The 22769-nt window shown below is 58.4% G+C and carries 22 protein-coding genes; 8 read left to right on the top strand and 14 right to left on the bottom strand.

Going from position 1 to position 22769, the window contains the following annotated elements; translation table 11 throughout:
• The 7 genes from J7E41_RS12925 to J7E41_RS12895 all read right to left on the bottom strand — a co-directional run bounded on the left by J7E41_RS12925 (window position 1) and on the right by J7E41_RS12895 (window position 6541).
• Window positions 1-447, bottom strand: coding sequence for a DUF411 domain-containing protein (locus J7E41_RS12925; RefSeq protein WP_214993421.1), 447 nt, complete (start codon window positions 445-447; stop codon window positions 1-3).
• An 81-nt stretch (window positions 448-528) separates the two neighbouring features.
• Window positions 529-984: an SRPBCC family protein gene (locus J7E41_RS12920; RefSeq protein WP_214993420.1), complete on the bottom strand. Its 456-nt coding sequence runs from the start codon at window positions 982-984 to the stop codon at window positions 529-531.
• Window positions 985-1086: 102 nt separating this feature from the next.
• The gene (locus tag J7E41_RS12915) at window positions 1087-2238 is read right to left on the bottom strand and encodes an acyl-CoA dehydrogenase family protein (protein WP_214993419.1); all 1152 of its coding nucleotides are present in this window, start codon (window positions 2236-2238) and stop codon (window positions 1087-1089) included.
• 3 nt (window positions 2239-2241) lie between these two features.
• Entirely contained in the window at window positions 2242-3348 is a 1107-nt protein-coding gene (locus tag J7E41_RS12910) for an enoyl-CoA hydratase/isomerase family protein (protein WP_214993417.1), read from the bottom strand.
• 150 nt (window positions 3349-3498) lie between these two features.
• On the bottom strand, window positions 3499-4212 hold the full coding sequence (locus tag J7E41_RS12905) for an HPP family protein (RefSeq protein ID WP_214993416.1): 714 nt from the start codon (window positions 4210-4212) through the stop codon (window positions 3499-3501).
• A 169-nt stretch (window positions 4213-4381) separates the two neighbouring features.
• Window positions 4382-4606 carry a type VI secretion system contractile sheath small subunit gene (locus J7E41_RS12900; protein WP_353049403.1) on the bottom strand — a complete coding sequence of 75 codons (225 nt, stop codon included), beginning with the start codon at window positions 4604-4606 and terminating at the stop codon, window positions 4382-4384.
• A gap of 300 nt (window positions 4607-4906) precedes the next feature.
• Entirely contained in the window at window positions 4907-6541 is a 1635-nt protein-coding gene (locus J7E41_RS12895) for a methyl-accepting chemotaxis protein (RefSeq protein ID WP_214993415.1), read from the bottom strand.
• Window positions 6542-6793: 252 nt separating this feature from the next.
• Between J7E41_RS12895 and J7E41_RS12890 the strand changes: the two genes are divergently transcribed.
• Both J7E41_RS12890 and J7E41_RS12885 read left to right on the top strand, forming a co-directional pair.
• Complete coding sequence (locus J7E41_RS12890; protein WP_214993414.1) at window positions 6794-7624, top strand: undecaprenyl-diphosphate phosphatase; 831 nt, start codon at window positions 6794-6796, stop codon at window positions 7622-7624.
• 5 nt (window positions 7625-7629) lie between these two features.
• Window positions 7630-8016: a DUF1294 domain-containing protein gene (locus J7E41_RS12885; RefSeq protein ID WP_214993413.1), complete on the top strand. Its 387-nt coding sequence runs from the start codon at window positions 7630-7632 to the stop codon at window positions 8014-8016.
• Here the strand turns inward: J7E41_RS12885 and J7E41_RS12880 are convergent.
• The gene (locus J7E41_RS12880) at window positions 7999-8364 is read right to left on the bottom strand and encodes an MmcQ/YjbR family DNA-binding protein (protein WP_435304124.1); all 366 of its coding nucleotides are present in this window, start codon (window positions 8362-8364) and stop codon (window positions 7999-8001) included. The two genes, J7E41_RS12885 and J7E41_RS12880, sit on opposite strands and share 18 nt — an antisense overlap.
• A 2-nt stretch (window positions 8365-8366) precedes the next feature.
• A complete protein-coding gene (locus tag J7E41_RS12875) occupies window positions 8367-9275 on the bottom strand; it encodes a LysR substrate-binding domain-containing protein (protein ID WP_214993412.1) in 909 nt (302 codons plus the stop codon).
• Window positions 9276-9401: 126 nt separating this feature from the next.
• On the opposite strand from J7E41_RS12875, the gene J7E41_RS12870 reads away from it, so the two are divergent.
• Together J7E41_RS12870 and J7E41_RS12865 are read left to right on the top strand one after the other, a co-directional pair.
• Window positions 9402-10013, top strand: a complete 612-nt coding sequence (locus J7E41_RS12870) for an FMN-dependent NADH-azoreductase (protein WP_214993410.1) — start codon at window positions 9402-9404, stop codon at window positions 10011-10013.
• Between the two features lie 217 nt (window positions 10014-10230).
• On the top strand, window positions 10231-11268 hold the full coding sequence (locus J7E41_RS12865; protein ID WP_214993408.1) for an alpha/beta hydrolase family protein: 1038 nt from the start codon (window positions 10231-10233) through the stop codon (window positions 11266-11268).
• Here the strand turns inward: J7E41_RS12865 and J7E41_RS12860 are convergent.
• Both J7E41_RS12860 and J7E41_RS12855 read right to left on the bottom strand, forming a co-directional pair.
• Window positions 11262-12446, bottom strand: coding sequence for an MFS transporter (locus tag J7E41_RS12860; protein ID WP_214993406.1), 1185 nt, complete (start codon window positions 12444-12446; stop codon window positions 11262-11264). The two genes, J7E41_RS12865 and J7E41_RS12860, sit on opposite strands and share 7 nt — an antisense overlap.
• Before the next feature lie 224 nt (window positions 12447-12670).
• Window positions 12671-14260: an ABC-F family ATPase gene (locus tag J7E41_RS12855; RefSeq protein WP_169354637.1), complete on the bottom strand. Its 1590-nt coding sequence runs from the start codon at window positions 14258-14260 to the stop codon at window positions 12671-12673.
• Between the two features lie 459 nt (window positions 14261-14719).
• On the opposite strand from J7E41_RS12855, the gene J7E41_RS12850 reads away from it, so the two are divergent.
• On the top strand, window positions 14720-15532 hold the full coding sequence (locus J7E41_RS12850; RefSeq protein WP_214993404.1) for a class I SAM-dependent methyltransferase: 813 nt from the start codon (window positions 14720-14722) through the stop codon (window positions 15530-15532).
• On the opposite strand, the gene J7E41_RS12845 is transcribed toward J7E41_RS12850, so the two are convergent.
• Entirely contained in the window at window positions 15516-15944 is a 429-nt protein-coding gene (locus tag J7E41_RS12845) for a TIGR03067 domain-containing protein (protein ID WP_214993402.1), read from the bottom strand. The genes J7E41_RS12850 and J7E41_RS12845 overlap by 17 nt on opposite strands.
• 384 nt (window positions 15945-16328) lie before the next feature.
• On the opposite strand from J7E41_RS12845, the gene J7E41_RS12840 reads away from it, so the two are divergent.
• A complete protein-coding gene (locus J7E41_RS12840; protein ID WP_251029476.1) occupies window positions 16329-17672 on the top strand; it encodes an LPS O-antigen chain length determinant protein WzzB in 1344 nt (447 codons plus the stop codon).
• A gap of 277 nt (window positions 17673-17949) precedes the next feature.
• The gene (gene lpxO / locus J7E41_RS12835; protein ID WP_214993400.1) at window positions 17950-18849 is read left to right on the top strand and encodes a lipid A hydroxylase LpxO; all 900 of its coding nucleotides are present in this window, start codon (window positions 17950-17952) and stop codon (window positions 18847-18849) included.
• 16 nt (window positions 18850-18865) lie between these two features.
• On the opposite strand, the gene ligD is transcribed toward lpxO, so the two are convergent.
• Both ligD and J7E41_RS12825 read right to left on the bottom strand, forming a co-directional pair.
• Complete coding sequence (ligD, locus tag J7E41_RS12830) at window positions 18866-21352, bottom strand: DNA ligase D (protein WP_214993399.1); 2487 nt, start codon at window positions 21350-21352, stop codon at window positions 18866-18868.
• A gap of 24 nt (window positions 21353-21376) precedes the next feature.
• Window positions 21377-22213 carry a Ku protein gene (locus J7E41_RS12825; RefSeq protein ID WP_214993398.1) on the bottom strand — a complete coding sequence of 279 codons (837 nt, stop codon included), beginning with the start codon at window positions 22211-22213 and terminating at the stop codon, window positions 21377-21379.
• 210 nt (window positions 22214-22423) lie between these two features.
• Here J7E41_RS12825 and J7E41_RS12820 point away from each other — a divergent pair, with 210 nt between their 5' ends.
• Window positions 22424-22741 carry a hypothetical protein gene (locus J7E41_RS12820; RefSeq protein WP_214993397.1) on the top strand — a complete coding sequence of 106 codons (318 nt, stop codon included), beginning with the start codon at window positions 22424-22426 and terminating at the stop codon, window positions 22739-22741.
• Window positions 22742-22769 lie beyond the last annotated feature (28 nt).

The raw sequence follows: 22769 nt of genomic DNA, 5'->3' as shown, positions 1-22769 counted from the left end.
TCAGTGTGCCGGGTAGTCGGCGATCACTACGTCTTTGCCATCGCGGGTCAGACCGATGACCTGATAGGCGTCGCTCATGCCGTCCATCTCCATGCCCGGCGAGCCCATGGGCATGCCAGGCGCCGCAACACCGAGCAGGTCGTTGCGTTTGCGCAGGGCCAGCACTTGCTCGGCAGGTACGTGGCCTTCAACAAACTTGTCGTCGATCGCAGCGGTATGGCACGAGGCCAGACGCGGCGCTACGCCCAGGCGCTGCTTGACTTCGCTCATGTTGGCTTCGACATGGTCATTGACCTTGAAGCCGTTGTTTTCAAGGTGGGTAATCCACTTTTTGCAGCAGCCGCAGTTCGCATCACGGTGCACATCGATCGGGATCAACTCGGCGGCCTGGGCCAGCGTGCTCATGAACAGGGCCGTCAGGAGGGTCAGGCGAAGGGTGGTTTTCATCGGTTATCTCATCAGGCGCGGAACAATAGATGGGCATTCTCCCTAATGCTGGTCAGTTAAGGAACTGTAGGGCCGATTTTGTCAGGTGGAGGACGTTTCCAGGCGCTGTTTGAGGCGGTCCAGGGCCGTGTTTGATAACGCGACGATGCGCTCATGCAACGTGGTCAGCTGTAACTCTGTTTCGTAGGAAAGGACGCGTTTGAACAAGGTTCCACCGTCATGCTCCTGCAAGAAGTAGTGAATACAGCCATCCACAGCCTGGGAGGTGAATACGGTCTTGAACTCCTGCGGGCGCGAGGCGACTTGCACGCGGTAACTCATGGGCATACGCACGCCCAGCAAGTCGATGATTTCGGTGAAGCGGTGGCCGACCGGCAATGAACCACTGACGCCAGTCTCGGCACTCAGTGATGTCGGGTGCCACTCGTGCCAACGATCCGGCTGGGTCACGTAGTCGTAGACGTCTTCGATGGGGGCCTGGATATAACGTTCCTGAGTGATCCGCTCAAGGCGGACCGGGTGCTCAACAGCGTGCATGACACACCTCCTGTGTGGCGAGACTGGGCACTAGGAGCTGTCAGAATAGTCGTACTCCCGAGCAACGCACGGGAGTCTCCAAGGTATTTTTCGGTGCGCCTCTTACAACTGATAGTTCTTCAACTCCCTGGCAATCACCATTCGCTGAATCTCGCTGGTGCCTTCATAAATCTGAGTAATCCGTGCATCCCGGTAGTAACGCTCCACCGGATAATCTTCCAGATAGCCATACCCACCATGAATCTGCATCGCCGACGAGCAAACCTTTTCCGCCATTTCCGAGGCAAACAGCTTGGCCTGGGAGGCTTCCGACAGGCACGGTTTACCGGCACTGCGCAGCCGTGCGGCATGCAGGATCAGCAAGCGCGCAGCGTTCAGGCGGGTTTGCATGTCGGCCAACAGATTGGCCACGCTCTGGTGCTCGATAATGGCCTTGTCGAACTGGACGCGGTCCCGGGCGTAGGCGAGTGCCGCTTCAAACGCAGCTCGGGCAATGCCCAGGGCTTGAGCGGCGATACCGATGCGGCCACCTTCGAGGTTGGACAGGGCGATGGTCAGGCCCTTGCCACGCTCTCCCAGCAGGTTGGCTTCAGGCACTGTGCATTGATTGAGGGTGACGGCGCAGGTATCCGAGGCTCGGATGCCCATCTTGTGTTCCGTGCGGTCCACTACGAAGCCGGGGGTATCGGTGGGCACCAGGAATGCCGAGAGGCCTTTCTTGCCCAGCTCCGGGTCAGTGACGGCAAACACGATGGCCAGTTTGGCCCGCTTGCCGTTGCTGACAAATTGCTTGGTACCGTTGATCACCCACTGGCCGTCCTTGAGTTCGGCACGGGTGCGCAGGTTGTGGGCTTCGGAACCGGCCTGGGGTTCGGTCAGGCAGAAGCAACCGATGGCTTGCCCGCTGGCCAGGTCCGCCAGCCAGGTTTGTTTCTGCTCTGTTGAGCCGTAGTTGAGGATTGGCCCGCAACCCACTGAATTGTGGATGCTCATCAGTGCGCCGGTAGCGCCGTCACCTGCGGAAATTTCCTCCACGGCCAAGGCATAGGCCACGTAGTCGACGTAAGTACCGCCCCATTCTTCCGGGACCACCATGCCCAGCAGGCCCAGCTCACCCATCTTGGCCACCAGGGCATCGTCAATCCAGCCGGCTTTTTCCCAAGCTTGGGCATAAGGGGCGATTTCGCCACGGGCAAAGTCCCGGGCCATGTCGCGGATCATGACTTGTTCTTCAGTCAGTTCAATATCTTGCATGGCTTAGTTCCCGTTCTGGTCGAAGGCGCTGAAGAAGCTTTCGACATGGGCGGCGTCCAACGCCTGGAGTGTCGGTGGGTTCCAGCGTGGGGTCTTGTCCTTATCGATCAGCAGCGCACGCACGCCCTCGATAAGATCGCCCCGTGCAAACCACTGGCGGTCCAGGTGCAGTTCGAGGGCGAAGCAGTTTTCCAGGCTCAGGTGACGCCCGCGCCGGAGCATTTCCAGGGTGACAGCCATGGCCAGGGGCGAGCGAGTTTGCATCAGCTTGACGGTGCTCAGCGCCCATTCATGACTGTCGGCAACGGTGACTTGTTGCAGTTGTTCAACGATGCTGGGGACATCGGGCAGGGCAAAGAAATGATCGATGGCCGGGCGCAGTGATGCCAGCGGTGCATCGGGCAGTTGCTGCACGGCCAGTTTGCTCAGGACACCCTGCAGGTCCTTGAGCGGGGCGTCTTGCCATTTCAATTGGTCCAGCTTGCGGTCCAGGTCAACGAGCCTCGCGCTGTCGAGGTACCAGTCCGCCAAGCCGCAATACAGCGCGTCGGCCGCGCGGATCTGGGTGCCGGTCACCCCCAGGTAAATCCCCAGTTCACCCGGAATGCGCGGCAAGAAGTAGCTGCCGCCCACATCCGGGAAATAACCGATGGCGACTTCCGGCATCGCGAGGCGGCTGCGCTCGGTGACCACCCGCAGGTCTGCGCCTTGCACCAGGCCCATGCCGCCGCCCAGGACAAAGCCGTCCATCAGTGCCAGTACGGGCTTGCGGTAGTGATGAATCATCAGGTCGAGGGCGTATTCCTCGACGAAGAAGTCTTCGTGCAGGCTGTCGCCGCTTTTGTAGCTGTCGTACAGCGAGCGAATGTCGCCGCCGGCGCAGAAGGCTTTTTCACCGGCGCCCCTCAGCACAACGGCATACACCTGCGGATCATCGGCCCAGGCTCGCAAATACCCGGCGAGGCTGCGGACCATATCCAGCGTAATGGCGTTCAGGCCAGCGGGACGATTAAGGGTCAGGTGACCGATATGGTTGCGGACTTCGGCGAGGACGTCGCCCTGAAGAATCCCGGGGCTGTGAACGGCCTCGGATGGAACCTGAGCAGTCATCTCTAACTCCCTGCTTTTATTGTTCTTTATCAAGATGTTCGCGGACGAACCTTCTCTCGATCGTACCAGCGCAAATTTGCCAAGTACAACGCTGATATGTGCAGGTCAGGTGTGCATTTTTGCAATGCCGACAGCGAGGCCTTTTCCGGGCTAACGGCGCTCAGGCGCACTTGCCAGCACGGCGCCTATGCTCCTGCGACGGGCATGACGTTCACTGGCCTGGATCAGTTGCTCCAACTCCTGGGGGGTGACGTCAAAGAACTGTTCCATTTCTGCCAGCGCCAGTTTCAGGTCGTCAGCGCAGATTGCGGGATTCTCCGCCGAGGAGGATTCGTGGACCTGCACAGTGGGTTCAGTTGCGCCTTTAGGGTAGCGGGTGCGCGTCAAATTGTTATAGATAAGGGCTGCCAGCAGCAACGTACCGGCGCCGAGCATGACCGGCCCGATTTCCCACCATTGCAAGGCGATGGTCGCCGGATCCGCCAGTACCAGCGTCAGCGCCAGCGCCCCGGCTGGTGGGTGCAGGCAGCGCAGCCAGCACATCAGGATCAGCGCCATGCCGGCGGCCAGGCAAGCACTGCCCAGTGTTCGCCCCAGGACCCGCGCCACCAGTAGCGCAATCACGCCTGCGCATAAATAGCTGCCGATGATCGACCAGGGTTGGGCCAACGCCCCGGACGATACGGCAAACAGCAGCACCGCCGAGGCTCCAAGAGGGCCAACCAGATGCAAGGCAACGTCCATTCCAAACACTTGGGCACAGACCCAAACGCTGAGTAGGGTGCCCAAGGCCATGCCCAGGGCGGCACGGCTCCATTCGGCGGGGCGGGTGTTGATAGCAGCGGGTAACCAGCGAGCAAGCATTGAAAGACGATCCAGACGAGAAAAAAGGGCAAAAAAGAAGGGCTCATCTGGTTTCCCGGAAAGCCCTTCGAAAGTTCCTGCATTTGGGGGAGGAACCGGCGCAGTGTGCCGAGCTGTCCGATTCGCCGCCAATGCATATTAATGCAGGTTAAATGCAGTAATTTTGCATTCAACTGATTCGGGAGTGCGGTTTGCTGACCTTCCCGAGGACCCGATCATCGGTGTCGGCGTTGAGCAGTCGTTTGAGAAGGTTCTCACGCCAGCCAGGCTCATTGGCCAACGGGCCCTTCAGCGCTACCAATGCATCACGCAGCTCCATCAATCGGTCCATGTCCGGAACGGGGATGGGTATGTAGCCGAGGTGGGCAGGGTCGGGTAATTGATCATCGGACACGAAACGTTCCTCTACTGTTTATGACGTTTTTTATAGGTATTAACAGCCGGCCCAGCGACCGCAGCGCAGAGCGGGAAGGCTCTGCGCCGGTCTATTCGCGATTCAGACTAGGGGTGTCGATTGATTAGATGAGGTGTGAAGAGAGTTTACAATTGGGATCCAAATGCAGGAAGGGTGATTGATACCGGCAGTTACGGATAAGGGCGTAGGAGCTTTCTTTGAAGTTGAACTTAGCCGTAACGGGTATGACCGCCGCATCAAGCGTTGTGCAGATACCTATGCCTATAGGCAGGGGTGCGCTCATACCTTGAACTGGCGTAACAACCCATCCAGTTGCTCGCTCAGGTTTTTCAAGTGCGTACTGGCCTCGCTGGACTGTTGAGCCGCCAACGCGGTGCTGTGGGAAAGCCCGGCCGCCTGGGTGACGTTCTGGTTGATATCTTCCACCACGTGGGCCTGTTGCAACGTGGCGCTGGCAATCGAAGCATTCAAGCCATTGAGATTGCGTAAAGCCTGGCCGATAGCGTTCAGGCTGGCCCCGGCCTGGGCCGCTTGCTCGATAGTCGACTGCGAAGCCAGATGGCTGTCGCTGATCACCTTGACCGCCGCCTCCGAGTGGCCTTGCAGGCGCTCAATCATGGACTGGATTTCAGCGGTGGATTTTTGCGTACGCTGGGCCAGCAACCGTACCTCATCGGCGACCACTGCAAAACCGCGGCCTTGTTCACCGGCGCGTGCCGCTTCGATGGCGGCGTTGAGGGCCAGCAGGTTGGTCTGGTCGGCGATGGAGCGGATCACTTCCAGCACACCACCGATCTGGGTGCTTTCACTGGACAGGGTGCGGATCACCTCTACGGCTTGGTTGATGGTGCCGGAGAGCTGATCGATTTGCCGCAGGCTGCCGTCGATATTGACTTGGCCTTGCTCAGCCTGGGCTTGGGCATCGCGCATTTCACTGGCGGCGTGCTCGGCGTTCTTGGCCACGTCCTGCACGCCATAGGTGACCTCGTTGATGGCCGTCGCCACCAGCTCCATTTGCTGGGACTGCTGCTGGCTGCGGTCATGGGCCTGGCTGGCATTGCTGCCCAGCTCTGCGGACGACTGGCCCAGAGCATTGGCGCAGCTCTGCAACTGCCCAACCACCTGACGCAACTTGGCGGTGAAACTATTGAAGTGCCGGGCCAGTTGGGTAACTTCGTCCTGGCCATGTGTGTCGAGGCTACGGGTCAGGTCACTTTCGCCGCTGGCGATATTGGCCATGGCGTTAACCGCCTCTTGCAGCGGACGCGCAATACTGCGGGCGATCAGCACCACCAGCAGGGCCATGATCACGGCAATTCCCAAACCAATCGCCGAGGCTTTCCATACTTGAGCGCGAAATTCGGCCTGCACGTTATCGACGTAGACGCCGGAGCCGATGATCCAGCCCCAGGGTTCGAATAACTGGATATAGGAGGTCTTTTCTACTGGCGCGTCGGCTCCCGGTTTCGGCCAGCGATAGTTGACGATCCCGGCGCCCTTGGCCTTGGCCAGGGTGACAAACTCGTTGAACACTGCAAAGCCGTCCGGGTCGCGAATGGCCGACAGGTTCTGGCCGTCAAGCTTGGGGTTGGCCGCGTGCATGATCATCACCGGCGTCAGGTCGTTGATCCAGAAGTAATCGTCATGGTCATAACGCAGGCCACGCACCACGCTCAAGGCCTGTTTTTGCGCGGCATCGCGAGTCAGCACGCCCGTGGTTTCCAGGGTGTGGTAGTAGGCCAGGACCCCATTGGCGGTCTGCACCACGTGTTGGGTTTGTTGGCTCTTGGCCTGATAAAGGCCGTCATGGACCTGCTTGAGCATCAGCAGGCCCAGGGTCAGCAGCATCAGCACGGCGACGATCAGGATCAGCCAAAGACGGCGGCTGATCGACATAGTGCGCAAACTGTTCATGGTCCTGTCACTCCGTGTTCTTATAATTTTTGGTGCCGCATCCATCCCTGCTTCAATATCGCGAAGCGAAAATCGAGCGTGTCTGATAGGCTTTCGGCCCGGAATCAAAAAACCTGAGTCCTGCCTGATTTTTCACGGAATTTTCGCAGTTCGGTGTTGATTGTTTGCACTGGTTTTCAGTGCACTCTTCGCGAGTGAACCATTAAAAAATATCAACGAGGCATGCAGCAGGCATGACCTTATGGGGGAAGCATGGATCTTTGGACCGCCGCACAGGCATTGATACTTGGCGTTGTCGAAGGACTGACGGAGTTTTTACCGATCTCCAGTACTGGCCACCAGATTATCGTCGCCGATTTGCTCGACTTTGGTGGCGAGCGAGCCATGGCGTTCAACATCATTATCCAGCTCGGCGCCATTCTGGCGGTGGTCTGGGAGTTTCGGCGCAAGATTCTTGATGTGGTCGTGGGCTTGCCCACTCAGCGCAACGCCCAGCGTTTTACCATCAACTTGCTGATCGCTTTTTTACCGGCGGTGGTGTTGGGGGTGATTTTCGCTGACCTGATTCACCAGTATCTGTTCAACCCGATCACCGTGGCCACGGCCCTGGTGGTGGGCGGCATCATCATGCTGTGGGCTGAGCGCCGGCAGCATGAAGTACATGCCGAAACCGTCGATGAGATCACCTGGAAAGACGCCCTCAAGGTGGGTTTTGCGCAGTGCCTGGCGATGATTCCAGGTACCTCCCGCTCTGGTTCGACGATCATTGGCGGCCTGCTGTTTGGTCTGTCGCGCAAGACCGCCACCGAGTTTTCGTTCTTCCTGGCGATGCCAACCATGGTCGGTGCCGCGGTCTATTCGGGCTACAAGTACCGTCACCTGTTCCAGCCCGATGACCTGCCAGTGTTCGCCATTGGCTTTGTCACCTCGTTCATCTTCGCGATGATCGCGGTCAAGGGCCTGCTCAAGTTCATTGCCAGCCACAGCTACGCGGCATTTGCCTGGTATCGCATTGCCTTTGGCCTGGTGATTCTGGCGACCTGGCAGTTCGGCTGGGTTGATTGGACAGCAGCCAAGGCGTGAAGACCATGAACAACATCCAGCATCTACGTTTAAAGGCCCTGGCGTTCATGCTGTTGTGTGCCGTGCCGCTGTTCGGCTCGGCACTGCTTTGGTACCGCGGGGTTTCGTTGATCCCGCTGGTGGCCTATGGCGCGGTCAGCGTCGTGGCGTTTTTCCTGTATTGGAGTGACAAGCGCAAGGCCCGCGAGGACAGCTGGCGCACCCCGGAAAACGTCCTGCATGCGGTTGAGCTGGCGGGCGGCTGGCCGGGCGCGTTGATTGCCCAGCAAGTGTTTCGCCACAAGACCCGCAAAGTGTCGTACCAAGTGGTGTTCTGGCTGATCGTGCTGCTGCACCAGGTGTTCTGGATCGATCAGCTGTTTCTGGGCGGCACGCTACTGTCGTTGTTCTAGGAGCAGGCCGACCTGCGTGCGCTTGGGCAGTTTGCTCACCACCAGTTGGTGAGAGCGCTGCAACAGGCCGCGCAGCTCCTCGGCGCCCAGCGGGTAGGGCGTATTCATGATGATCCACTGCGCACGTGCCAGATAAGGCGCCGGATGAATGCCGGGGCGATCCACATGTCCCAGGAACAGTTCCTTGTCGACCTTGAACGCGAGGGACTCGCCCCGCAGGTTCTGCAAGGCAAACATCTTGTTTGTGGCAATCGAGAATACTCGGACACCACCCCATTTGTAGTCCTCCCGTGCACCGGGCAAGCCCAGGCAAAAGCGGGCGACATCCTCCTCGTTCATCTTTTTCATGCTCATAGCAGTCGGTCTCCGCACCCTTTGAACGCTTTATCCAGGAAGTCAATCCAGGCCCGTATCGCCGGTAACACGCCGCGCCGATGAGGGTAGACCGCTTGCAGCCAGCCGCCCGGCAGCGACCATTCGGGCAGCAGTTGCACGAGCTGACCACTTTGCAGTTCCTGTTCGCAATACATCATCGGCAGTACCGTGCAACCCAAGCCGGCGAGGGCACTGGTTCTGCGCACGACGAAATCGTCTATCCCCAGGCGCGCTTCCAGCACAAGGTCGCAACTCTCGCCCTCGGGGCCAAGCATGCGCAGGTGGACCATTCGATCGGGCGCCAAGGCTCCCAGCACCGGTAGACGCTTGAGGTCCTGGGGGGTATGGACCGGGTGGTTTTGCACAAACTCAGGGGTGGCGACCAGCACGGTTTGCGCCTGGCGCAGACGGCGCGTCACCAACAGCGGGTCTTCGTCCCCCAACTCTCGTACCCGCAGCGCAACGTCAACGCCTTCGCCGATCAGGTCGACGCGACGATTGACCAGCATCATTTCCAATTGTACCTGCGGATAGGTCGCCAGGAACTCGGCCACCACACTCGGCATAATCTCGTGGGCCAGGGCCACCGGGCAGCTCACCCGCAAGCGCCCCCGTGGTTGGCTGGACATGCTGGCAACGGCTTCATCGGCCATCTCGGCTTCCAGCAGCATCGCCTGGCAATGGCGCAGGTAACGTTCGCCAACGGCGGTCAGGGTCAATTGTCGGGTGGTGCGTTGTAGCAGGCGTGCGCCAAGACGTTCTTCCAGCTCTGCAATACGCCGGGACAGCCGTGACTTGGGGATCCCCAGCATCCGTCCGGCGGCGGCAAAGCCGCCGGCTTCTACCACTTTGGCGAAATAGTAAAGGTCATTGAGGTCTTGCATGATCGGCCTATTGTCCTGTCAGTGGAACGAACTATCGCATTTTATCCGACTAATCAGCTATTGGTTTCATCTGTAGGATTATCGCCAATTGATCGCCCGGTGGCGATCCTCACTTGGAGATCCCCCATGAAACTCTTGCATATCGATTCCAGCATCCTCGGTGATAACTCCGCTTCCCGTCAGTTGAGCGCAGGTGTTGTCAAGGCCTGGCAAGCGGCTGAGCCGGGCGTAGAAATCACTTATCGCGACTTGGCCAGCGAAGGCATCGATCACTTCTCCGGCGCCACCCTGGGGGCTCTCGGCACTGCCGCTGAATTGCGCAATGCCGTGCAAAAGCACGAAGCCGACCTGAGCGCGCGGACCTTGGCCGAATTCCTCGCCGCCGACGCTGTGGTCCTGGCTGCACCGATGTATAACTTCACCATTCCGACCCAGCTCAAAGCCTGGATCGACCGCATCGCGGTGGCCGGCCAGACCTTCCGTTATACCGAAGCCGGCCCTGAAGGCTTGTGTGGCAACAAGAAGGTGATTGTGGTCTCCACCTCCGGCGGTTTGCACGCTGGCCAAGCCACTGGCGTGGCGCATGAAGACTACCTGAAAGTGCTGCTGGGCTTCCTCGGCATCACCGACATCGAATTCGTCCGCGCCCATGGCCTGGCCTACGGTGAAGAGTTGCGCAGCAAAGCCATGAGCGATGCCAACGTGCAAATCAGCGAGCAATTGTTCGCCGCTGCGTAAGGCTTGTGTAAAGTTCATCGCACCTCGATATCAATCTGATTCGAGGCGCCTAAACTCTGTATTCTGGTGGCCTGAAGGCGACCGGAGTACGGAGTTTTTTTGTCTTCAGTTTGGCCCAGGTTATGCACGCATGGGTTTATCACCGAGCCCGAGTGCCATAAACCATGGGGATTTCAACAGACACGCAGGCGGTCACGCAGCAAAGGTGGACATCCCCATGATGCGTCTTTGTGCAGTTTTGGTTCTTTCGTTGCTCGGCGGCGTGGTTTCAGTGCACGCCGCGCCCGCGCCGCACCCTCATTGGAGTGTGGGCTTTCACCGCATGAGCTTTCTCGATCCGCTGGATTTGCAGCCGATGAAGGCCATCGCCTTTTATCCTTCAACCGGCGGCGAGTCCTCCACTCAGGTGGGTGCTTATCACATTGCCGCCGCTGAGGATTCCAGGGTCGCCATTGGCCGCTTTCCGATGTTGATGCTGTCCCACGGCAACACCGGTACGCCGCTGGCCTTGCATGACCTGGCCACCTCCCTGGCGCGCAAGGGCTTTGTGGTGGTGGCGGTGCTGCATCCCGGCGACAACTACAAGGACCACAGCCGCCTGGGTACCTTGAGCAATTTGTACGGTCGGCCGATCCAGATTTCCGAAGCGATCACCGCCACCCTCGGCGACCCGATGCTGTCACCTTTCGTCAACGTTGATCAGGTGGGCGTGATTGGCTATTCGGCGGGCGGTGAAACAGCGCTGATCCTGGCGGGTGCCAAGCCTGATCTGGACCGGTTGCGGCGTTATTGCCAGCAACGCCCGGAAGACCGTGATGCCTGTACTACCCAGGGCGAGCTGATTGTCGACCGTGATGACTTGCAGCCCCAGGCTGATCCTCGGATCCACGCCTTGATGCTGATGGCGCCTTTGAGTCTGATGTTCGGTCGCCACACCCTGGCGGACGTGCATGTGCCGGTGCTGCTCTACAGCGGCGACGGCGACAAACTGGTCGCGGTGGACAAGAATGCCGCCGCCTTGGCACGCAAGCTACCGGAGCCGCCGGACTTCAAGCTGTTGGCCGGGGCAGGGCACTTCATCTTCATGGCGCCGTGCGATAGCGATCAACTGGCGGCTATGCCGGCAGTGTGCACCGATGCCGATGGTGTCGACCGCGAGGGCATTCACCGTGACCTGATTTCCGAGGCTGGGCGCTTCTTCAGCCACACCCTCGGCCAGGAAACGCGCGCCGGCATGCAGACCGCGGATCAGTAGGTTCGACGCTTGAGCAGCAGGGTCAGGCCCAGGCCTGTGACCGAGAGCAACGCTGCACAGAAGAAGATCCACGAATACCCAAGATTCAGCGCCACGGCCCCCATCAACGGTCCGGCAATCGCCAAGGCCAGGTCGAAAAACACCGCATAAGCACTCAAACCAGCGCCCCGGCTGCTGTTGGGCACCTGCTTGATTGCCTCCACGCCCAGTGCCGGATACACCAGCGACAAGCCAAAACCGGTCAGCCCGGCACCAATCAGCGCCAGGCTGGTGGACGGCGCCAGCCACAGCAGTATCAGCCCCAGGGTTTCAAGGGTCATGCAGGCAATCGCGGACGTGAAGCCGCCGAAGCGACTGATGCTGGAGATAAACAGCAGCCGCGACAGGATGAAGCAAACACCAAATACCGTCAGGCAGTATGCGGCACCCGTCCAGCCCTGGCTCAGGTAGTAGAGGGTGATAAAGGTGGTCAGGGTGCCGTAGCCAATCGATGCCAGGCACAGGCTTGCGCCAAAGGGGGCAATGCGTCCGAATACTGCCCGGAACGGTAGTCGCTCGCCGCGTATCACCGGCACGGACGGCTTGTTACGGATCAGCAGCAGGCCCAGGCCAGCCAACACCGACAGAGCGATGCCGAGGCTGGTGTAGCCGTATTCGGCAACCATCACCACCCCCAGTGGTGCGCCAATGGCAATGGCGCCATAGGAGGCAATGCCGTTCCAGGAAATCGAACGTGCGGTGTGCTCCACGCCGACTTGTCCCATGCACCAACTGATGGTCCCGACGCCGATCAGGCCCTGGGCCACGCCCAGCAGCAGCCGAGCCGCAAGCAGCACGCTCAGGCTCAGCAACGGCAGGCTTTCCAGCAACGTGGCGACAAATGTCAGCACGCCGCTCAGTAAAATTCCGCTCAAACCCAGCACAATCGCGCGTTTGGTCCCGACAGTGTCCGACATGCGCCCGGCCATGGGCCGGCTGAGCAGGGTGGCCAGGTATTGGGAACCGATGGTGATCCCGGCGACTACCGCGCTGAATCCCAGTTGTTCATGCACATAGCCTGGAATCACCGCAATGGGCAGGCCGATGCAGATAAAGGCGATAAAGGTGTAGAAAACGATAGAGACGATCTGCAGGGTGATCGACAGTGAGGTGGGGGTGGCAGGCTGGGGTGCGGGCATGGGAGCTCGTTCGCGGGCGGGCGGTGAGCGCATGATGGCGTGAGGCGAAGGGAAAAGGAAGCAGGCTAACTAATTTCTAATGGACACGAAATCTGTAGCCGCTGCCGAGGTACGAGGCTGCGATGCGGTCCGCAGGACCGCCGTAAGGGGCCGCTTCGGTCGAGCGCGACCCCGGTCCCATCGCAGCCTCGTACGTCGGCAGCGGCTACAGGCTATTCATGTGTTTAGAACACCACACCCTGGCTACGCAGGTAATCATCATAGGTGCCGCTGAAGTCGGTCACGCCACTTGGGCTCAGCTCGATGATGCGAGTGGCCAGGGACGATACGAACTCACGGTCGTGGCTGACGAAGATCAGCGTGCCTGGGTAGTTTTCCAGCGCCAGGTTCAGCGCTTCGATGGATTCCATGTCCAAGTGGTTGGTCGGTTCGTCCATGATCAGCACGTTTGGTTTTTGCAGGATCAGCTTGCCGAACAGCATGCGGCCTTGCTCACCACCGGAGATCACCTTGACTGACTTGAGGATCTCGTCGTTGGAGAACAGCATCCGGCCCAGAGTGCCACGAACCACTTGTTCGCCTTCCTTTGTCCAGCGGCCCATCCAGTCGAACAGGTTGGACTCGTCTTCGAAGTCCGACGCGTGATCCTGGGCGTAGTAGCCCAGTTCGGCCGCTTCGGTCCACTTGATGGTACCGGCGTCCGGGCTCAGTTCGTTGACCAGGGTGCGCAGCAAGGTGGTCTTGCCGATACCGTTCGGGCCGATGATCGCTACACGCTCGCCTGCTTCAACCTGGAAGCTGAAGTCCTTGAACAGCGTCTTGCCGTCAAAGCCTTTGGCCATGCGATCGACGATGACCGCCTGGCGGTGCAGCTTCTTGGTCTGGTCAAAACGGATGAACGGACTGACGCGGCTCGATGGCTTGACTTCGGCCAGCTGGATCTTGTCGATCGCCTTGGCGCGGGAAGTGGCCTGCTTGGCTTTCGAGGCGTTGGCCGAGAAGCGGCTGACAAAGGATTGCAGCTCGGAGATCTGGGCTTTCTTCTTGGCGTTGTCCGACAGCAACTGCTCGCGAGACTGGGTCGCCACGGTCATGTATTCGTCGTAGTTGCCCGGGAACAGACGCAGTTCGCCGTAATCCAGGTCGGCCATGTGGGTGCAGACGCTGTTCAGGAAGTGACGGTCGTGAGAGATGATGATCATCAGGCTCGAACGCTGGGTCAGGATGTTTTCCAGCCAGCGGATGGTGTTGATGTCCAGGTGGTTGGTGGGTTCGTCGAGCAGCAACACTTCCGGATCGGAAAACAGTGCCTGAGCCAGCAGAACCCGCAGCTTCCAACCGGGCGATACTTCGCTCATCGGACCGTTGTGCTGTTCGATGCCGATACCCAGGCCCAACAGCAGTTCACCGGCACGGGATTCGGCGGTATAGCCGTCCATCTCGGCGAAATCGGTTTCCAGCTCGGCGACGGCCATGCCGTCGGCTTCGGTCATTTCCGGCAGCGAGTAGATGCGGTCGCGCTCGGCCTTGACCTTCCACAGCTCTTCGTGACCCATGATCACGGTATCGAGCACGGTGAATTCTTCGTAGGCGAACTGGTCCTGGCGCAGTTTACCCAGGCGCACGTTCGGCTCCAGCATGACCTGGCCGCCGGAAGGGTCCAGATCGCCACCGAGGATTTTCATGAAGGTCGACTTGCCGCAACCGTTGGCGCCGATCAGGCCATACCGGTTGCCCGCCCCGAACTTGACCGAGACGTTCTCGAAGAGCGGCTTGGCGCCGAACTGCATGGTGATGTTAGCTGTGGAGATCAATTACTTTACCTATCAATGGGATGCGAGCAGCGCCGAAAGCGTTTGGACCATTGCTGGACCTGGGCCGGCGGGCATGCGTCAACAGCGATATCAAGGCGCGAAACCCTGTCGCTGAGCAGAAAATTGGGGTGCATGTTGGAATTTGGCGCGCATTGTCGCATATGTGAGGCGTGAGTTGTATGGCGAGGAAGGCAAGGGCGGCAAGCGGGGCGCATCCGGCAGCGGGACACCGGTTAATTTCGGTCAACTACCTGCAAAAGCACTGCACTTGCATCGAAAAAATCAGTACCCGCTGTCTTTTCTCTGGTCCCATCATTGATGGCAGTTGAACATTTCATGGGGCTGGAATACTTTTTGTCCGTTCGCCCTGCAGTTATGACGCTTTACCGGCTCAAGGAGGGCGAGGTTGTCGGTGTAGAGCGAGCCTCTTTATATCGTAAATGACTACTCGGAGATGCAATGGACAGGTTGTCAGCCAAGCAGGCGATATCCAGCAACAAGGACGCCTGGAACGAATCCGCCAAATATCATAAAGGCACCGCCAATTGGCAAGCATTGCTCGACTCGGTTGGCAGTGCCGGCTTCTCCCGGCTTGACCCGACGCTCACCGCCTTGTTGCTTGACGTCGGCGTCAAGGGCAAGGACGTGGTGCAACTGGGCTGCAACAATGGTCGTGAAAGCTTGTCGCTGTTCGGTCTTGGAGCTATAGCGGTCGTGGGGGTGGATCAATCCGAGGCCTTTGTGCAGCAGGCTCGTGAATTGGCACAGGGGTCGCCCCACAGCCCGGAATTCATCGAAGCCGATATCCATCAATTGCCCGAAGAATTGCATAGCCGGTTTGATCTCGCCTTGATCACCATCGGCGTACTCAACTGGATGCCGGACATCGGCTTGTTCATGGCCCATGTCGCCCGTACGCTCAAGCCTGGCGGCACTCTGGTGATTTATGAAACTCACCCGTACCTAGAGATGTTTGACCCCCAGGCAGTCAATCCGATGCTGCCTGTCAGTTCGTATTTTCAGCGTGAGCCGTTCATACAGCAGGAGGCCATTGTTTACGAAGGGGAGGCCGCGTGCACTACGGCACCCTCCTATTGGTTCGTCCATACGATGGGGGACATCGTGGGCGGCATCCTCGCAGCCGGCCTGCAGGTCAATCATCTGAAAGAGTACCCGCATTCCAATCGCGAGGACCTCTACGACCAATATGAACACCAGCCGGCGCAATTGCCCTTGTGCTACACCCTGACGGCGATCAAGTGTTCAACGTGACGCTCGCTTTGCGCACGAAGGTGCGCATGGTTTGCCCTGGGGTAGTGCTGAATCGAGTAGGTCTTGGCATGCCTTCGTCGGCAGCAATAAAGATGAAGTGATCGCCCTCCAGGCGATAGCTTGCCGACAGGCGCTTGCCGGCATCAGCCCCAATGGCATCCACCCAGACAATCGTTTTGGGTGTTGTCGTGGCGTCCAGCGTAAAGGCGCCTGCCAATAGCACTTCCCCGGTGAGTGTCACCACTTGGAATTGGTTACCGCTGATGGTGGTCACGGCACCGGGCGCGCTGTGTTCATCGACGGGGTTGAGCACGCCGCTGTCCTCCAGTGCGGTTTGTACCCAGGCCCCTTGGAGCCGCTGCCGGTCATGCTCGCTGGCGCAGATTTCTTCGTGGGTTGATACCGATGGCATACAAAATCCTTTTGATAAGCGTGTCGTGTTGTTCAGTGCTGATTCAGGCTCGCTAAAACGATTTTGTGCGAAGCTTCCCGTTTTGAGCATATTCCTATGTTTTTTCTCTTTGCTGGCAGGTATTTAACTTACTTTTGACATGGCGTAGGGATAATGCGCCACAGATCTTCGTCTACGCTCGTACAGGCGGTACGACTATTGTCGGACCTGATCGTGAAAACAATCTGCAGCGCGTGGGATTTTTCTGGTGACTGAGTGGTCTGATAGCCATCAGTAGATCGCGCATGTTCGATGCTCAGGGCGTTGTCCCTGTTTTTTGATCATTTACTCAAGTTGGCGCTGCTTTCCAGGCGTTGAGCATCAACTTTCCAGGATGCAATGATTTTGAATAAAACTCCCCAGCTCCACGCTCAAGCTGTATCAGACGAAGTTGACCTGTTTGAACTGTTTCAATCCATCTGGCGACAAAAAAAACTGATCATTGGTTGCACGGTCCTTGCTGGGGTTGTGGGCGTTGGCTATGCCTTCCTGGCGCCACGGGAGTATCAGGTCAGCAGTGTGTTACGCCCGGCAGCGATCAATGAGCTGGATGCACTCAACCGCTCCGATGTCTACAAGTTGCCACCGCCGGACGCGTTGGCCAAGGTGGGTTCTGAGCTGGACTCCTATGAGGCCCGCCTGGGTTTCTTCAAAGCCAACGAAGTACTGTTCAAGCCGTTTCAGAAGCCGGGCCAGACCCTCGAACAAAGTTTTGAAGAGTTCAATCGCAATTCCATCAACCTGGTGTTGCCCGACCCGAAAAAGGTCGATTCCCTGAGCACTTATCTGCGTCTTGAGTTGCAGTACCCCAAAGACGTTGATGGCGTGGCGATTCTCAATGGCTTCGTGGACTATGCCCTTGCCTCGGCACGCAATCAGATCGGTGCCGACCTCAAAGTAATCGTCAACAACCGCCTCAATGAACTCAAGGGCAAGATCGACGCCGCTCGCGCCAACTACGACACCGACAAAGAGTCGAAAATCGCCAAGCTGCTCGAGGGTGACAACCTCAAGCGTGCACAGTTGGAAGATGAGCTCAAAGCACTGCGCCTGCAGATGAAAATGGAGCGCACCAACCGCCTGGCGGAACTGGCTGAGGCGGTTTCGATTGCCAAGTCCATGGGCATAAAAAACCCTACAACGCCATCGTCCATGGCTGACTCGTCGCGCAGCGGCTCGAGTCAGGTCATGCGAACCGAGGTCAACAACCAGAAGATTCCGTTGTACTTCATGGGTACCGAAGCGTTGGAGGCCGAGCGCACCGCCTTGCAGCAGCGTACCAGTGATGACTTCACCAACCCGCGCATCGCTGAAATCGGTAAAGAGTTGCAGTTGCTCAATACCAACCGCGAGGTTGAGGTGCTGAAAAAACGCGGGAATGAAGACATCTTCCTGAAAGATGTTGATCCGTTGCGTGCTGAAGTGGCACGACTGCGTAGCTTGAACATCGACATGAGCACCTTGAAGCTCGTGACAATCGACCGCCGGGCTCAAGAGCCGCTGAGCCCGATCAAGCCGAAAAAAACCCTGGTTATCGCCTTGAGTGTGGTTATCGGATTGGTATTGGGAATTATCGCAGCGTTGGTTCGCCATTTCATTCTGACCCGACGTGAGCTCGAGCCCCGTTTAGCAGAGGATGGCCATCGACTTCCTCTGCATGATCACAAGGATGACCAGCCTCTGGTTTAAGTGGGGACAGGTGGAGGCCAAAGGCCTCTCACCTCGTTGCCGCCCTTGATTGTTTGCAGTGCCTGGTCCAAGCGTTTGGACATCTTTTCACAATTCTTAGTTAACCTTTGGTTACAAAGTGTGGCTAAAATAGCAGCCAATGGCCACGTCCGGATTGTCACCGAACCGGACGTGATACCCGTTTGTGAAATGTGATTTCAGGTGCTGCTTATTCAATCCTCGGCCGTCGTGGGCACGCAGGAGCAGCCTGTTCTCTCCTGACTTGTGACGACTTACCTTGAAACTCATTATTGTTGCTCTCTACGTTGTCTCCATTGCGTATGTACACCTGCGTGGCCGGGTGCGACATAAACTGGGCCGTCAGCTAAGCGATCACTCAACCTTCCTGGCACCGGTGAACTGCTTTCTCTACTTGTTCTCCAGGCTTCCCAGCCGTCCTTATCTGTCCCCCAGTGATTTCCCGGACCTGAGTCCACTGCAGGAGCATTGGGAAGAGATCCGCCAGGAAGGCCAGAACCTGATGCGGGCAGGGGAAATCAAGCGCTCGGATCAGTACAACGACGTGGGGTTCAACTCGTTCTTCAAGTCGGGCTGGAAGCGTTTTTATCTTAAGTGGTACGGCGACAGCCACCCTTCGGCCATGAAGCTGTGCCCACGTACCACCGAGCTGTTGCAAAGCATCGGTTCGGTCAAAGCGGCGATGTTCGCCGAGTTGCCACCGGGCTCCAAGCTGGTGCGCCACCGTGATCCGTATGCCGGCTCCTACCGTTACCACCTGGGCCTGGATACACCCAATGACCCGGGCTGTTACATCAATGTCGACGGTGAGAGTTACTACTGGCGTGACGGTGAGCCGGTGATGTTCGACGAGACGTACATCCACTATGCGGAAAACACCACGCCGCATAACCGGATCATTTTGTTCTGCGATATCGAGCGGCCAATGAAGTATCGCTGGGCGGCGGCATTCAACCGCTGGTTCAGCCGTAACGTGATGGCCGCGGCGGGTTCACCCAATGATGCCGGCGACAAGACCGGCGGCCTGAACCGCGCCTTTACCCGTCTGTACAAGATTCGCCTGCGTGGCAAAGCGCTGAAAAAGCGCAATCGCACACGCTACTACCTGGAAAAATGGGCAATCTTCGCTGGATTGGCGGCGATCTTTCTGCTCATCTAAGGCGCGTGTGGGCGTGTCAGCCTGGTGGATTTGCCCCCAGCTTCTCCCACATCTTCTTGCTGATCTTCTGTCGATTGGCATAACCGGCCCACGGGTCTTTCTTCAAACCCCGCAAACGCTCCTGCAAGTTATCGACAGTCCACTGCTGGGCACTGCGCAAGCGTGTCAGTTCGTCTCGGCTGACAGGTACCGATACTGGCAGTCCAGGTCTTGCCCGTACCGAATAGGCCGCCACCGTGCTGGCGCCGCGGGCATTGCGCAGGTAGTCGAGATAGATTTTCCCCACGCGGTTTTTCGGTCCTGAAGTTGCGGTGAATCGCTCCGGCAGTTGCTGCGTCATGAACTGGGCAATGGCCTTTGCAAAGGCTTTTACCGTGCCCCAGTCAGCATTGCGTGCCAAGGGCACGATCAGGTGCAAGCCTTTGCCGCCACTGGTTTTGACGAACGTCTCCAGCCCCAACTCATCGAGCACTGACAAGGTCAGTTGTGCAGCCTCCAGCATGGATTTCCAGGGCAATGCCGGATCAGGGTCCAGGTCCAGCACAAACAAGTCAGGTGTTTCGATCTTGTCCGTGGTCGCACCCCAGGTGTGAAATTCGATCGTGCCCATTTGCACAGCGCCGATCAGCGCTGCCGGGCGGTCAATTTCCATCAGCCGTGCATGACCCGGATCCAGGGCCTGGTCCAGCTGTTTGATATTGGGGATGGCCAGGCGCTCGGAATGCTTCTGGAAAAACTGCTCGCCGGTGATGCCTTCCGGGGCCCTGAGTAATGACACGGGACGATGGCGCAAGTGTGGCAGGATCCATTCACTGATGCCCTCATAGAACTGCGCCAGTTGCAGTTTTTGTAGGCTGCTTTGTGGGTCAATCACCCGATCGGGGTGGGTGATCGTGACGCCGGCCTGTGTGGCGCTGGTCTTGGCTGTTTTGTTAAGTGGCTTCGCCGCACGTGGTTGTTCATGAATGATCTGCTCCGCCGGCTTGTCAGCGCGCAGGCCGACAAACGCGGCTTGGCGTATCACTCCTTCACGGGTCCATTCGGCGAATTGCACCTCTGCAACCAGCTGTGGCTCGACCCAATGCACACCACGGGCTTGTGTGGAGGTCAGGGGGTTTCCCAGCGGTGACGTGTCGCGTTCCAAGGGTTTTAACTGCTCGAAGATTTTTTTCAGCGACGCCTGATCAAAGCCAGTGCCCACCCGTCCTGCGTACACAAGATCTGAATCATCGTTGACCGCCAACAACAGTGCGCCAAAACCACTGCGTGAGCCTTGGGGACGGGTGTAGCCAATAATCACGAACTCCTGGCGCAGCCGGCACTTGAGTTTGATCCAGTCGGCACTGCGCTTGGACACATACGGACTGCCGGCCCGCTTGCCGATCACTCCCTCCAGCGCCAGGTCGCAGGCGCTTTCGAAAATGTCGCGTTGGTTGGCGGCAAAGGCCTCGGAGAAGCGCAGCAATTTGCTGTTGCTGCGCGCCAGCACCTCTTTGAGGGCGGCGCGCCGTTTCTCGACGGGGTCCTCGCGAACATCACGACCTTCCAGAAACGGCGCGTCAAACAGGTAATAGACGATGTCCAGGCTGCGTCCGATATCAAAGGCGTTTTGCAGCGCCTGGAAGTCCGGCAAGCCCTCGGGGTTAAGGCTGACCACCTCGCCGTCCAGCCAGCTGTCCTTGAGCTTCAGTGCTTGCAAGGCCTTGGTCTGGCGTGGCAGGCGATCGGTCCAGTCATGGCCGTTGCGGGTGAACAGACGTACCTCGCCGTTATGGATGCGCGCCAGGATGCGGTAACCGTCGAATTTGATTTCGTACACCCAATCGCCCGCAGGTGCTCGGTCTACCAGGGTTGCCAATTGGGGGGTGAGTTGATCGGGTAGGGTGGTTGGGGATTTGCGCGTGGCTTTTCTGGGGGCTGCAGGTGTTTTGACATGGCCCACCGTCTCGCCACTCAGCACGCTCTTCGGTTCGGCCTGGACGATATCGTAGTCAGCCACCGGGCGGGCCTGCTGGTCGTTTTCCTTGATCAGCAGCCATTGCTCCTTGTCGCCGCTGCCTTTGAGGCGCGTGCGTACCAAGGTCCAATCGCCGGCCAGCTTTTCGCCGATCAGGGTGAATTTCAGCTTGCCGGCCGCGTAGGCTTTACGAGGATCGTCGTGGGACTGCCAGACACCTCGGTCCCAGACGATCACGTCACCAGCCCCGTACTGCCCAGCGGGAATACTCCCTTCAAAACTGCCATAGCTCAGGGGGTGGTCCTCAACGTGGACTGCCAGGCGTTTCTGACTGGGGTCCAGGCTTGGACCCTTGGGCACCGCCCAACTTTTCAACACGCCATCGAGTTCCAGGCGAAAGTCGTAGTGCAGATTGCGTGCGTCGTGTTTCTGAATCACGAACTTCAAGGCCGAGGCTCGGTTCTTGCCACGGGATGAGGCGCCGGAAGGTTCGGCGGTGATGTTGAAGTCGCGCTTGCGGTTGTATTCACTCAGCGGCTTAGCCATGGTGATTGACCTCGTATGGCGGGCTCAAGAGGCCTTTGTGGTCTTTTTGGGGAGTGGTTTTTTACGCGCAGGCTTGCCGGCCAGACTGCGCTTGAGCAATTCCGTCAGGTCGATCACATCCGCTGACTTACGCTCCTCAATGCCCTCACTCGACTCCACGTCTTCAATTTTGCCGGCCTTGGCCTTCCTGGCCACCAGCGCCATGATCTTGTCCTGGAAACTGTCGCGGTACTCCTTGGGCTGCCAGTCGGCGCTCATGTCGTCTACCAGGCGCTTGGCCATGTCCAATTCGCCCTTGGCCAGCGTCGGTTTGGTCACTTCGCTGCCCAGTTCCAGTTCATCCAGGCTGCGTACTTCGGCGGGCCAGCGCAGCATCACCAGTACCAGGGCCGCATCCAGTGGCATCAAGGCAGCCAGGTGCTGCTTGGTATGCAGTACCACATTGGCCAGGGCGACTTTTTGGGTTTTCTTCAGGGTTTCCCGTAGCAACGCATAGACCTTTCCCCCGCGTTTATCCGGCGCGAGGAAGTAGGGCGTATCAATGTTCTGTAAGGGGATTTGATCGCTGGCAACGAAGGCGATGATTTCGATGGTCTGGGTGGACTTGGGATGGGCCGAGCGGATTTCGTCTTCACTGAGTATCACATAACGGCCTTTCTCGTAGGCCACGCCCTTGACGATATTGTCTTTGGTGACCTCCTTGCCGGTGGCCTTGTTGATGCGCTTATAGCCCACCGGGTCCATGCTGCGCTTGTCCAGCCAGTCGAAGTCGACGCCCTGGGACGACGTTGCCGAGACCAGCGACACGGGGATATGAACCAAGCCGAAACTGATTGCGCCTTTCCAGATGGCTCGTGGCATGTGGTTGTTTCCTTGTCAGTGTCAGGTCTTCAGGTGACCTGCCGGCTTCAGCAAAAGTTTCCACGGTCGGCTGGTTGGTTAAGGGGCACATTCAACCGATGCTCAGACAGATCGTGTTACACCTGATGAGAAACTATTTAGTTACTAAAGCCGAACCCTGGGCGTAGCGTGTTATCGAAAGCAGGTACTACTCGCCACAGAGGCTTTGTCATGAACACCCATGTGCGCAATTTCGCAGTGCTGGCGATGAGCCTCGCACTCAGCTCGTTGGTCCAGGCGCAAAATCTGCCCGGCAACAACAACCCGTATAACAGCCCTATTCACCGGGCCAACCCCAATAGCATGCAGGGCACCCAGCCCAATACTCCGACCATTCGTGGCCCCAACATTGCCCCGGTGCCTCGTCAGCCGACCCTCGAAAATGGCGGGATCGGCAACCGTTATCCGCAGCGTGATGCGTCACCCACACCACCTGCAGTCCAGCCGCAAGCTCCAACCCGCGATGCCAATGGCAATCGCCAGCCTTGAGGGCTGCCGCGATTGAATGTGTAAAGAG

Origin of the sequence: Pseudomonas fluorescens (assembly GCF_018614655.1) — a bacterium.
GTDB classification, from domain to species: Bacteria; Pseudomonadota; Gammaproteobacteria; order Pseudomonadales; family Pseudomonadaceae; genus Aquipseudomonas; species Aquipseudomonas fluorescens_BX.
This window is presented reverse-complemented; position numbering and strand designations above follow the sequence as displayed.

What these genes read in the sequence shown, in the direction of transcription:
- J7E41_RS12925 (WP_214993421.1), bottom strand. Translation starts at nt 447, where the DNA reads ATGAAAACCACCCTTCGCCTGACCCTCCTGACGGCCCTGTTCATGAGC.
- J7E41_RS12920 (WP_214993420.1), bottom strand. Translation starts at nt 984, where the DNA reads ATGCACGCTGTTGAGCACCCGGTCCGCCTTGAGCGGATCACTCAGGAA.
- J7E41_RS12915 (WP_214993419.1), bottom strand. Translation starts at nt 2,238, where the DNA reads ATGCAAGATATTGAACTGACTGAAGAACAAGTCATGATCCGCGACATG.
- J7E41_RS12910 (WP_214993417.1), bottom strand. Translation starts at nt 3,348, where the DNA reads ATGACTGCTCAGGTTCCATCCGAGGCCGTTCACAGCCCCGGGATTCTT.
- J7E41_RS12905 (WP_214993416.1), bottom strand. Translation starts at nt 4,212, where the DNA reads ATGCTTGCTCGCTGGTTACCCGCTGCTATCAACACCCGCCCCGCCGAA.
- J7E41_RS12895 (WP_214993415.1), bottom strand. Translation starts at nt 6,541, where the DNA reads ATGAACAGTTTGCGCACTATGTCGATCAGCCGCCGTCTTTGGCTGATC.
- J7E41_RS12890 (WP_214993414.1), top strand. Translation starts at nt 6,794, where the DNA reads ATGGATCTTTGGACCGCCGCACAGGCATTGATACTTGGCGTTGTCGAA.
- J7E41_RS12885 (WP_214993413.1), top strand. Translation starts at nt 7,630, where the DNA reads ATGAACAACATCCAGCATCTACGTTTAAAGGCCCTGGCGTTCATGCTG.
- J7E41_RS12880 (WP_435304124.1), bottom strand. Translation starts at nt 8,364, where the DNA reads ATGAAAAAGATGAACGAGGAGGATGTCGCCCGCTTTTGCCTGGGCTTG.
- J7E41_RS12875 (WP_214993412.1), bottom strand. Translation starts at nt 9,275, where the DNA reads ATGCAAGACCTCAATGACCTTTACTATTTCGCCAAAGTGGTAGAAGCC.
- J7E41_RS12870 (WP_214993410.1), top strand. Translation starts at nt 9,402, where the DNA reads ATGAAACTCTTGCATATCGATTCCAGCATCCTCGGTGATAACTCCGCT.
- J7E41_RS12865 (WP_214993408.1), top strand. Translation starts at nt 10,231, where the DNA reads ATGATGCGTCTTTGTGCAGTTTTGGTTCTTTCGTTGCTCGGCGGCGTG.
- J7E41_RS12860 (WP_214993406.1), bottom strand. Translation starts at nt 12,446, where the DNA reads ATGCCCGCACCCCAGCCTGCCACCCCCACCTCACTGTCGATCACCCTG.
- J7E41_RS12850 (WP_214993404.1), top strand. Translation starts at nt 14,720, where the DNA reads ATGGACAGGTTGTCAGCCAAGCAGGCGATATCCAGCAACAAGGACGCC.
- J7E41_RS12845 (WP_214993402.1), bottom strand. Translation starts at nt 15,944, where the DNA reads ATGCCATCGGTATCAACCCACGAAGAAATCTGCGCCAGCGAGCATGAC.
- ligD (WP_214993399.1), bottom strand. Translation starts at nt 21,352, where the DNA reads ATGGCTAAGCCGCTGAGTGAATACAACCGCAAGCGCGACTTCAACATC.
- J7E41_RS12825 (WP_214993398.1), bottom strand. Translation starts at nt 22,213, where the DNA reads ATGCCACGAGCCATCTGGAAAGGCGCAATCAGTTTCGGCTTGGTTCAT.
- J7E41_RS12820 (WP_214993397.1), top strand. Translation starts at nt 22,424, where the DNA reads ATGAACACCCATGTGCGCAATTTCGCAGTGCTGGCGATGAGCCTCGCA.